The 11,083-nt window shown below is 62.6% G+C and carries 9 protein-coding genes; 4 read left to right on the forward strand and 5 right to left on the reverse strand.

All coding sequences use genetic code 11. The annotated features are described in order from the left end of the window. Positions 1–391: IS3 family transposase (locus MHJ63_RS09630; protein WP_239447286.1), on the forward strand; the 391-nt coding region annotated here is incomplete at its 5' end. Between the two features lie 131 nt (positions 392–522). On the opposite strand, the gene MHJ63_RS09635 is transcribed toward MHJ63_RS09630, so the two are convergent. From MHJ63_RS09635 to MHJ63_RS09655, 5 genes are all read right to left on the reverse strand, one after another. Further along, the gene (locus MHJ63_RS09635; protein WP_239447287.1) at positions 523–1,923 is read right to left on the reverse strand and encodes an MFS transporter; all 1,401 of its coding nucleotides are present in this window, start codon (positions 1,921–1,923) and stop codon (positions 523–525) included. A gap of 54 nt (positions 1,924–1,977) precedes the next feature. Then, the gene (locus tag MHJ63_RS09640) at positions 1,978–3,489 is read right to left on the reverse strand and encodes an acyl-CoA synthetase (RefSeq protein ID WP_239447288.1); all 1,512 of its coding nucleotides are present in this window, start codon (positions 3,487–3,489) and stop codon (positions 1,978–1,980) included. A gap of 379 nt (positions 3,490–3,868) precedes the next feature. Next, complete coding sequence (gene hpaD / locus MHJ63_RS09645; protein ID WP_239447289.1) at positions 3,869–5,032, reverse strand: 3,4-dihydroxyphenylacetate 2,3-dioxygenase; 1,164 nt, start codon at positions 5,030–5,032, stop codon at positions 3,869–3,871. Between the two features lie 69 nt (positions 5,033–5,101). Continuing rightward, a complete protein-coding gene (hpaE, locus tag MHJ63_RS09650; protein ID WP_070507892.1) occupies positions 5,102–6,610 on the reverse strand; it encodes a 5-carboxymethyl-2-hydroxymuconate semialdehyde dehydrogenase in 1,509 nt (502 codons plus the stop codon). Between the two features lie 197 nt (positions 6,611–6,807). Further along, a complete protein-coding gene (locus MHJ63_RS09655; protein WP_070490184.1) occupies positions 6,808–7,500 on the reverse strand; it encodes a GntR family transcriptional regulator in 693 nt (230 codons plus the stop codon). A 101-nt stretch (positions 7,501–7,601) separates the two neighbouring features. Here MHJ63_RS09655 and MHJ63_RS09660 point away from each other — a divergent pair, with 101 nt between their 5' ends. From MHJ63_RS09660 to MHJ63_RS09670, 3 genes are read left to right on the forward strand one after another with little or no spacing between them, the layout of a single operon-like run. Beyond that, complete coding sequence (locus MHJ63_RS09660) at positions 7,602–9,122, forward strand: fumarylacetoacetate hydrolase family protein (RefSeq protein ID WP_239447290.1); 1,521 nt, start codon at positions 7,602–7,604, stop codon at positions 9,120–9,122. Positions 9,123–9,131: 9 nt separating this feature from the next. Continuing rightward, complete coding sequence (locus MHJ63_RS09665) at positions 9,132–9,917, forward strand: 2-keto-4-pentenoate hydratase (protein WP_239447291.1); 786 nt, start codon at positions 9,132–9,134, stop codon at positions 9,915–9,917. Beyond that, a complete protein-coding gene (locus MHJ63_RS09670) occupies positions 9,902–10,786 on the forward strand; it encodes an HpcH/HpaI aldolase family protein (RefSeq protein ID WP_070490181.1) in 885 nt (294 codons plus the stop codon). Before MHJ63_RS09665 ends, MHJ63_RS09670 begins: the two co-directional genes overlap by 16 nt. Positions 10,787–11,083 lie beyond the last annotated feature (297 nt).

Genomic DNA, 11,083 nt, shown 5'->3' on the forward strand with positions numbered 1-11,083 from the left:
CACCGTGGCTACATCACCGTCGACAGCGTTGACCACCGATTCCTTGTCCAAGGCAATCGCAGCGTGTGCACCTGAACCCGGGTGGATGATGCACACCGATCAAGGATTCCAGTACCAGCATGCCTCCTGGCGCAATCTGATCGGCGACAACGGTGGTGTTCAGTCGATGTCGCGTAAAGCCAACTGTTACGACAACGCGGTCATGGAGAACTTCTTCGGGCACTTTAAAACAGAGATGTACCACGGTGAAGTCTTCGACACGGTCGCAGAATTCAACCAAGCGATCGACGAGTACATCGGGTGGTACAACACCGAACGCGTCCAACAACGACTCAAGGGCCTGACCCCGATGCAATATCGGAATCAGACCCTTGAACCCCTCACCGCCTAGAATTAAACCAGTCCAACTTTCGGGGGCTAGTTCACGTTGTGTGGGAGCGGGGCCTTGACGTGCCTGCCGTGGAGCGCGGAAAGGCCGCGGTGGGCAAACGCCCACCGCGGCCTTGTTCTTATCCGGTGCAGTTAGTGTTCGTGGATCAGCAGGTCATGATCCTTCGACTCCCGGGTCAAGAGGATCGCGATAGCGGAGACGGCTGCGATCGACCCGATGAAGGCGATGACCGGCAGTGTGCTCACTCCACCACCGGGGCCGGCATAGAGAGACGCGACGATCGTCGGGGTGAACCCGGCACCCAGCAGGGTGGCCAGCTGGTAGCCCAGCGAGGCGCCGGTGTAGCGGGACTCGGTGCCGAACTGTTCTGCAATGAATGCCGCCAAAGGGCCGTAGATCAGGCCGTGCAGGGCAAGGGCGATGGTGAACGCTGCGAGGATGACGAGCCAGCTGTCCGAGCGAAGCATCGGAAACATCGGGAACAGGAAGGCGACGTAGAGCACGAGCCCTGCGATCATCACCGGGCGGCGGCCCAGTGCGTCAGAGAGCCGGCCGGACCCGACGACTATGAAGATGGAGATGACCGAGGCCCAGGCAAAAGCGTAGAGGACATCCGAGCGGGCTGTTCCTCCGGCCGCGGAGTAGCCGACGGCGAATGTCGGGAGCAGCACCTGGAGGGCGAAGCCGGCGGCGCCGGCGAACATCGTCAGCAGGAGCGCCTTCGGGCGGCGAAGCACTGAGATCAGCGGCACCTTTGGCTTGTTCTTGTCCTCGGCTTCGGCCTTGATCATGGCGGCCTGGAAGACAGGGGACTCAGAGACCTTGGAGCGGATGATGAGGCCCACGATCAGCAGTAGGAAGGAGACGAGGAACGGGATGCGCCAGCCCCAGGAGAGGAACTGCTCCTCGGAGAGCAGGGCTGAGACGGCGCCCATCATGAAGGTGCCCAACGCGGCGCCAGATGGAGCGCCGGCATTCGTGAAGGATGCGGCGAATCCGCGCTTCTTCGTTTCGGAGTGCTCGAGCGCCATCAGGGCGGCGCCGCCCCATTCACCGCCGACCGCGATGCCCTGGAAGATGCGCATGGTCACGAGGAGCACGACGCCCCAGATGCCGATCATCTCTGCAGACGGGATCAAACCGATCGCGGTGGATGCTAGGCCCATGAGGAGCATGGAGAGCACCAGCATCTTCTTGCGGCCTAGCCGGTCGCCGAAGTGGCCGAAGAGCGCCCCGCCCAGCGGGCGGGCGACGTAGCCGGCCGCGAAGGTGCCGAAGGCGGCGATGGATCCTGCCAGCGGGTCAGAGGCCGGGAAGAACACGTGCGGGAACACGACGGCGGCCGCGGTGGCGTACAGCAGGAAGTCATAGAACTCGATGGTCGAGCCCAGATAGCTGGAGAGGATGACCTTGCGGGACTCGCGGCGGCGCTCCTCGGGGGAGATGTTCAGCAAGGCATCTACGGTGTCTTGCTTCTCTTCAGTGGATGTGGCCGTGCCGGTGGGACGGCTCTCAGGGTTGATGGTGGCCATGGTGACCTCTGTGTCTTTCGTTCGGGGTGGGGTAGGGAAAGGGTTCAGGGGTGCTCAGGCGCTCTCACGTAGCACGGTCTTGCGGATCTTGCCGGTCGTGGTACGCGGTAGCTCGTCAACGAGCCGCACCTGTGCGGGCACCTTGTACTTGGCCAGCAGCTCGGTCAGGTCTTTGCGGATCGCCTCGGCGTCCAACGACGCACTGTCTGCGGGCACCACGAAGGCCACGCCTGATTCGCCCCAGCGCTCGTCGGGGACGCCGACGACGGCCGCCTCGGCCACGCCGTCCAGGGAGAGCAGGGCGTTCTCCACCTCCGCGGGGTACACGTTCTCCCCGCCGGAGATGTACATGTCCTTGATCCGGTCCTTGATGGTGAAGAAGCCCTCGGCGTCCCGGACGGCGATGTCGCCGGTGTGGTACCAGCCGCCCTCCAGTGCGGCCGCGGTGGCCTCCTCGCGGTTCCAGTAGCCCTTCATGACCTGTGGGCCGCGGGCCAAGACCTCGCCGGCGGTGCCGTCCTCCACGTCCTCGCCGGTGACGGGGTCCACCACGCGGACCTCGGCGAAGAAATGCGGGCGGCCGGCAGTCCCGGCATGGGACAGCGCATCGGCGGCTTCCAGGAGGCAGACGCCGGGGGCGGTCTCCGTCATCCCGAAGCCCTGGACGATCTTCACGCCGCGGTCCTGCCAGAGGCGGATGGTGCGTTCCGGTAGCGGGGATCCGCCCACCATGACCGAGCGCAGCGAGCCCAGGTCAGCCTCGGCGAAGCCCGGGTCCTGGGAGAGGAAGTCCAGCATGGCGGGAACCATGAAGGTCCCCGTGACCTTGGAGTGCGAGATCGCGTCAAGCACGTCCTTCGGCCGGAAGGCGCGCTGGATGATGATCCGCCCGCCCATCATGAACGTGGGGATCGTGGTCATGTTCAGCCCGGCGATGTGGAACAGCGGGGCCACGGACAGCATGACTTCGTCCTGGCGGAGGTCGGTGCCGGTGAAAGCGTTCAGGTACTGGAAGGTGAGGTTGCGGTGGGTGAGCATCGCACCCTTAGGGCGGCCCGTCGTGCCGGAGGTGTACATGATGAGGGCGACGTCGTCGTCATCCACCTCCGCGTCCACTGGATCTGCGGAGCCGGCGGCCAGTACCGCCTCGTAGCGCTCGCCGAGGCCGTCTTCACCCTCCACGGCGATCAGACGTAGCCCGGCGACCTTGGCTGCCAAGCGCTCAGCCGTGGGCACCTGGTCGCCGCCGTAGACAACGACGGACGCGCCGGAGTCCTCCACGATGAATTGCACTTCCGCCGGCGACAGCCGCGGGTTCACGAGGACCGCGGTGCCGCCGAACAGGGTGGTGGCGAAGAACGTCTCCAGCAGAGCGGGATGGTTGAACCCTACGTAGGCGATCCGGTCCCCGGCTTTGGCTCCGCCGGCCAGGAGGGCCTGGGCGAGCCGCTCGACGCGCTCGGCGACCTCGCCGTAGGTGCAGGTGGTGCCCTCGAACTCGAGGGCGATGGCTTCTGGGCGGACCACGGCGCGGCGGCGGGGGTAGGTGCCTACTCCGATGTTCATGAGGCTACTCCAAGAAGTGTTTGGGATGAAGTGTTCGGGACGGGGATGTTCAGGCGAGGCGCTCCCGGAGGAGCCCTCAGGACGGCCGGAATGTGGCCGACGTCACAAAACTATGGAAAGGCATTTAGTTGAGATTGTCAATGGTTGATTTTGTCAGGAGTTTGGCGTGGGGCTCGGAGTTGGAGCCCCTCTGGGTAGCGGTTCGAGCACCTCTCCGGTGATTATGAGCGAGCGTGCCTGTGGACGATTCACGGCATAAAACAACAAAAAATCGCCCCCGCGTGCCTGCCTAGATGCAGGCGTCGCGGGGGCGATTCAGTGGTTTCTAGCCGGTGTTGAGCCGGTTAGAAACCGGTGTTTTACCGGCTATAAGCCGAGTTTAGAGCTGGTTGCCGAGCTTGTATTCGCCCTGCTTCCATTCCGGCATTTCTCCGTCTTCGTCGCTGCGGGTGTAGGAGAATCCGTCAGCGCCGATGGTCACGTTCATTTCGGACTCGTCGGAGCGTGCAACCACTTCCTGTGGGTTGCCGTCGAGGTCGAGCACGAGCGAGGCGTCGGTGTACCAGGACGGTACAACTGGGGTGCCCCACCAGTCGCGGCGCTGGTTATCGTGCACATCCCAGGTCACGACCGGGTTGTCTGGGTCGCCGGTGTAGTAGTCCTGGGTGTAGATCTCGACGCGGTGGCCGTCTGGGTCACGCAGGTACAGGTAGAACGCGTTGGAGACGCCGTGGCGGCCCGGGCCGCGCTCGATCGCATCCGACATACGCAGCGCACCGAGCTTGTCACAGATCGCGAGGATGTTGTGCTTCTCGTGGGTCGAGAACGCGACGTGGTGCATGCGTGGACCGTCGCCACCGGTCATCGCGGTGTCGTGCACGGTTGGCTTGCGGCGCATCCACGCTGCGTAGACGGTGCCCTTGTCGTCCTGAATGTCTTCGGTGACGCGGAAACCGAGGTCCTGCATGTACTTCGCGGCGCGTGGAACATCCGGGGTGACCTGGTTGAAGTGGTCCAGCCGCACCAAGGCGCCTGGGGTGTAGAGGTCATAACGCCATGCGAGCCGCTCAACGTGTTCGACGTCGTAGAAGAACTCGTACGGGAAGCCGAGCGGGTCCTCAACGCGGACCGAATCGCCGATGCCCTTGACGAATCCGTCCTTCTTACGCTCAACACGGCAGCCGAGCTCCTTGTAGAAAGCCTCTGCCTTGTCGAGGTCTTCTGGGGAGCGCACACGGTAAGAGAACGCAGCGACAGCCGCTACATCGCCCTTTCGCAGCACCAGGTTGTGGTGGATGAACTCTTCCATCGACCGCAGGTAGATGGTGTTCTCGTCTTCTGCCGTGACAACGAGGCCCAGGACGTCCACATAGAATTCGCGGGACTTGGCAAGGTCAGTGACCACAATCTCCATGTAGGCGCAACGCAGCACATCCGGTGCCTCCGCCTGTGGGGTTGGGATCGGGTTGTCAGTCTTGACTGGACCCTCTTGGCCTACATAGAAGCCGGATGAGGTTTTCTGGCGGTTCTCCAGGTTGCTCATGTTTGTTCTCCTGAGGTTGAGGTGGCGCCTCGCAGCTACGTTCCGTGAGGTCACCAGCCGGAGTAGGGGTTAGTTTTCCTGCTTACCGAAAACCGGGTTGTGCACCTTGCCGAGGTTGATATGGACGGCCTGCTGATCGGTGTAGAAGTCGATGGAACGGTAGCCGCCTTCGTGGCCGAGGCCCGAGGCCTTGACGCCACCGAATGGGGTGCGCAGGTCACGAACGTTGTTCGAGTTCAGCCACACCATGCCGGCCTCAACGTTCTGGGCGAAGTTGTGGGCACGCTTCAGGTCGTTGGTCCAAATGTATGCGGCGAGGCCGTACTTGGTGTTGTTCGCGAGTTCGAGCGCTTCCTCTTCGGTGTCGAACGGAGTGATCGCAACAACTGGGCCGAAGATCTCTTCCTGGAAGATGCGGGCCTCAGGGGAGACGTCAGCGAAAACGGTTGGCTGAACAAAGTTGCCCTCAGGGAACTCGTCAGGGCGGCCGCCACCAGCAACGAGGCGGGCCTCTTCCTTACCGATTTCGACGTAGGACATGACCTTCTCGAAGTGCTCAGGGTGCACAATCGCGCCGACCTCGGTGGTCTCATCCGACGGCAGGCCAACCTTGACGCGCTTAGCCTGCGCAGCGTAACGCTCCACGAACTCGTCATAGATGCTGCGCTGAACCAGGATGCGGGAACCTGCGGTGCAGCGCTCGCCGTTGAGGGAGAACACGCCGAAGATGGTCGCGTCGATCGCGGTCTCGAGGTCCGCGTCCTCGAACACGACGGCCGGGGACTTGCCGCCGAGCTCCATCGAAAGGCCCTTGAGGAACGGTGCGGCGTTGCCGAAGATGATCTGGCCGGTCTTGGACTCACCGGTGAAGGAGATCAGCGGAACGTCTGGGTGCTTGACGAGCGAATCACCCGCGAAGCCCTCTTCGCCGTAGCCGTGGACCATGTTGAACACGCCAGCTGGCAGGCCGGCCTCTTCGAAGATGCCTGGCCACAGCGATGCGGACAGCGGCGTGAACTCGGCCGGCTTCAGCACCACGGTGTTACCGGTTGCGATCGCTGGCGCGAGCTTCCAGGATTCGAGCATGAACGGGGTGTTCCACGGCGTAATCAGGCCTGCAACACCGATCGGCTTGCGGTTGACGTAGTTGATCTGACGGCCTGGAACCTTGAACGTGTCATCATGCTGAGCCACGATCAGGTCAGCGAAGAAACGGAAGTTCTCAGCTGCACGGTGCGCCTGGCCGCGCGCCTGGGAGATCGGCAGGCCGGTGTCGAAGCACTCCATCGCTGCGAGCTCGTCCGCGCGGGTCTCCACAACATCGGCGATCTTGTGCAGAATGCGGGAACGCTGACGCGGGAGCATGGTTGGCCACGGGCCGTTTTCGAAAGCGTCCTTCGCGGCGGCAACCGCAGCATCGATGTCTGCGACCTTGCCGGAAGACGCCTTAATGTAGGCCTCGTTGGTGACTGGGTTGAGGACGTCGAAGGTGTCGCCGTCGATCGAGTCAACCCACTTGCCGCCGATGTAGTGGCGGATCTGATCTGGAAGGTTCTCCGGGACTGCTTGCTGTGCCATATGTATGAAGCTCCTCAATCCGGTAGTGGTCCGGTGCGGCCTGTTGGCTGCGCGACGTGGCGCTGGCTTTGATGCCGGTGCGGCCGCGCGGGCCGGTTTGTTGGTGGGGTGATGCCCCACATATTTGCAATCGTATACGATCTGCGGGGGGCATGGAAAGGGTTTAAATGACGACGCGGGCTGACTCCGCGCGGAGCTTAAAGCGAGGAGGGTGGCTGGCCCATGGCGTGAAGGTACGCGTTGAGCGTGTGCATGCGGTGGGCGCGGGCTAGCGCCTCGATCTGGTGGGCTGGCTTCTTGGCGGCGATCGCCTCGATCAACTCGGCATGCTCTTTCACGGAATCCTGGGCGCGGGCCGGGATCGCATCGAAACTGGAAACCCTGATCGCGTCCATGCGCGTCCAACCGCGATGCACCAAATCCAGTAGGTGAGTGTTGGGGCAATCCGAATACAGCAGCGCATGCAATTCAGCGTTCAAGCGCGTGAACTCTGCCGGGTCGAAATCGGCCAGCAACGCACGTATCTGTTCATTCAAGTCCCGGGCGGCCTGCACGTCGGCGGCTGAAATATGCTCCGCAGCCAGCGCGGTGGCGGAGCCTTCCAGGATCGCGAGGGTCTGCATCGTGTTCAGATACAGCTCCGCATCCACCTCCGCGACAGTGGCCCCTTTATTCTGGGTGAACACCACGAGGCCTTCGGCTTCAAGCCGGCGGATCGCCTCCCGCACCGGCACCACGGAGCACTTCAACTCATCAGCGATGGTCTGCAAAACCAGGCGATAGCCCGGCTCGTACGTGCGGTCCAGGATGCGTTCACGCACGGCATCGTAGGCGGCCTGTGACTTCGATGTGGCCCGGGCCTGGCGCGGATGCTGCTGTGCGGAGGTCATATACGGATCGTATACGAGAGCACTCAAAACGTATACGATGATGAATACGACCGGCGCATTCATCAGGGGCGCATCTACCAAGAATGTCAGTAGGAGTGTCAGTGTTCAGCACAACTAACCAGCCCATCGAAGTAACCCAGGACGTTCTGGACAATATCGGCAAGGTCATCGCCGTTCACCTGGCATATTCATCCCGCGCCGAACAGCGCGGCCGTACCCCTAAGTACCCTTCCTACTTCATGAAGGCCACCTCCTCGCTCGCCTTGACTGGGGAGACCGTGCAACGCCCAGCGGATACCGAACTGCTGCAGTTCGAAGGCGAGATCGCGCTCGTAATCGGCAAGGAAGCCCGCCGCATCACCCCTAACGAAGGCTGGGCGCACGTCGGCTGGATCACCGCATCCAATGACATCGGTATTCAGGACATCAAGTACGCCGACAAAGGCTCCAACGTCCGCTCCAAGTCCGGCGACGGCTACACGCCACTCGGCCCGGTCATGATCCCTGCGGAGAACCTTGACCCGATGCACCTGCGCGTGATCACCAAGCTCAACGGTGAAACCGTCCAGGACGCCACCACGCAGGAACTTCTGTTTTCCTTCGGCCAGATCGTGGCTGACTTGTCCCAGCAGATGACGCTCAAGCCAGGCGATGTGATCCTCACCGGAACCCCAGCCGGCTCCTCGGTTTTCAAGCCCGAAGACGTCGTGACCGTTGAAGTTCAGGCCGGCGAGCAGTCCACTGGCGAACTGCGCACCACCGCGGTCCAGGGCACCGAAGGCTTCAAGGACTTCGGCAACCCAACCAAGGTCACTGACGCTGACCGCATCGACGCATGGGGCGACGCTCAAGCCGCAGGCCTCGCAGACGCTGACGCTTCAACCGATGCCGATGCTGCAATCGAGGCCGACCCGCTCACCGATGAGGTTCGCGCCAAGCTCATGGCTTCGGCCACCGCAACCCTGTCATCTTCAGTCAAGGCGGCAGGTATCGAGGCGTGCACCATCGCGGGCCTCACCGCAACCCACGGAACCCAGAAGGTCATCGGCCGGGCACGCACCCTGCGTATGATCCCGCTACGCCAGGACCTGTTCAAGCAGCACGGTGGCGGCTACAACACCCAGAAACAGATGTTCGACGACCTCAAGGAAGGCGACATCCTCGTCATCGAAGGCCGCGGCGAACAAGATGCCGCAACCCTCGGCGACATCCTCGCAACCCGCGCCAAGCTCCTCGGCGCGGTAGGCATCGTGACCGACGGCGCAGTCCGCGACCTCTCTGAAGTTGCCGAAGCCGACATCCCGACCTTCCACAACGGTGCGCACCCATCTGTGCTGGGCCGCAAGCACGTCCCATGGACCATGGACGAAACCGTCGCATGCGGGGGTGCCGCGGTGCAGCCGGGCGACATTATCGTCGCTGACTCCAACGGCATCGTCGTGATCCCACCGGCAGTCGTGGAGCAGGTAGCCGACCACGCGTTCAAGACCGAGGTTCAGGACGAATGGGTCATGGCGCGCGTCAAGGAAGGCAACCCGATCGAAGGCCTCTTCCCGCCAACCGGTGAATGGAAGGTCAAGTTCGAGGAATACCTCGCAAACCGCGAAAACGAGCTGAACTAAGGAGCGAACATGCTGGATCAAAGCACCCGCGTGAAAATCGCCGACGAACTCGTCACCGCCGGCGAAACCAAAGTTCCCGTTCCGCTGCTCACCAAACGTTACCCAGACATGGAAATCGCTGACTCCTACGCGATCCAGCGCATCTGGCGTGAACGCGGCGAAGAAAAAGGCCGCGTCGTGGCAGGCCACAAGATCGGCCTGACCTCCAAGGCGATGCAGTACGCGACCGGCATCTCCGAACCGGACTACGGCGTGATCTTCAAAGACATGGTGCTGGAATCCGGGTCCACGCTTGAATGGGACATTTACACCAAGCCGCGCGTTGAGATGGAACTCGCGTTCAAACTCAAAGACGATGTGAGCGGCCCAGACGCTGACATCTTCGATGTCCTGCGCGCAACCGAATACGTTGTCCCGGCCCTGGAAATCCTGGATGCCCGCGTCGAGATGGAAGGCCGCACCATCGTGGACACCATCGCAGACAACGCCGCGATGGGCGTCATGGTGGTCGGTGGCCGTCCGGTCCGTCCGGACGAGCATGACCTGCGGTGGCTCGGCGGCCTGCTGTATAAGAACCAGGAGATCGAGGAAACCGGCCTCGGCGGCGGCGTGCTTGGCCACCCCGCCAACGGCGTGCATTGGCTCGCGAACCGTCTCCACGAGCACGACGAAGTCCTGCGTGCAGGCCAGATCATCCTCGCAGGTTCCTTCACCCGCCCGATGTGGGTAGACAAGGGCGACACCGTGATGGCCGACTACGGGCCGCTAGGGGTTGTGACATGCCAGTTCGTCTAAACCACACCGAACGCAGCTTCAAGCACCTCTTCACCCAGCCGAGCATGGCCGATCAGCCGCGCGGCCGGGCCGATGGGGTTGCTGGCCCGGTCGTGGGCATGTTCGTCGCGTCCGGGGACCCGACGGCCGCCGAAATCTGTGCGGGTGCCGGCTTCGACTATTTGTTGCTGGATGCCGAACACGGCCCGTTCTACTTGGAAGGGCTCATCGGTCAGCTGCGCGCGATTGCCGCGTACCCGAGCTTGTCCGTGGTCCGCGTCCCGCGCAATGACGCCGCGATCATCAAGCAGGTCCTGGATGCCGGCGCGACCAGCATCATGGTCCCGATGGTCCATACGGTTGAAGATGCGCGTGCGGCCGCCGCTGCGATGAAGTATCCGCAGCCAGGCGGGGCTAAAGCCTCGGGGTCTGCGGTTGAAGGTGTGCGTGGGGTTGGTTCCGCGCTCGCGCGTTCGGCGCGTTGGGGGCGCGTTCCTCAGTACTTGACGCGGGCGCACGAGATCGTGAGCCTCATCGTCCAAGCCGAATCCGCGGAAGCGGTGCGTAACGCGGATAAGATCGCTGCGGTTGACGGCGTTGATGCGGTGTTCCTCGGGCCATCCGATCTCGCGGCATCCATGGGATACCTCGGCCAGCAAACCCACCCGGAGGTGGTTGGGGCCGTCAAGGAGGTTATCTCCAAGGTGCGGGATGCCGGCAAGATTGTGGGCGTCAACGCGTTCGCCCCGAACCAGGCGCGCGACTACCTCGAAGCCGGCGCGCATTTCGTCAACGTCGGCGCGGATGTGAGCATCCTCGCCCGCGGCACCGAAAACCTCGCCAACGAATTCATGCCCAATAAAGACGACGACAGCCTCGAATCCTACTGAGGTGCCTCGTTAGTGCAGTCGGGGGCGGGACACCAACTGGTGTCCCGCCCCGCTGTCTTCCCCGGCACGATGGGTCCAGGAAAGCAATAACCCCGGTGATATGCGTCTAAAACGCAGGGATCGCTCCGGGGCTTTCGCTTTCAAGTGTAACACTGGTATGTATGACATCCAAGAAGACGGCGTACCTTACATATATTGATCGCGTAGCTACAGTCGTGCCTCACATACTTTGAGCGCGTACTCCTACGCTGAACAAGTATGAACAAGGGTGTGGTCTCAATGTCGACACGTATCGAA

Source organism: Pseudoglutamicibacter albus, from assembly GCF_022346425.1.
GTDB lineage: Bacteria > Actinomycetota > Actinomycetes > Actinomycetales > Micrococcaceae > Pseudoglutamicibacter > Pseudoglutamicibacter albus.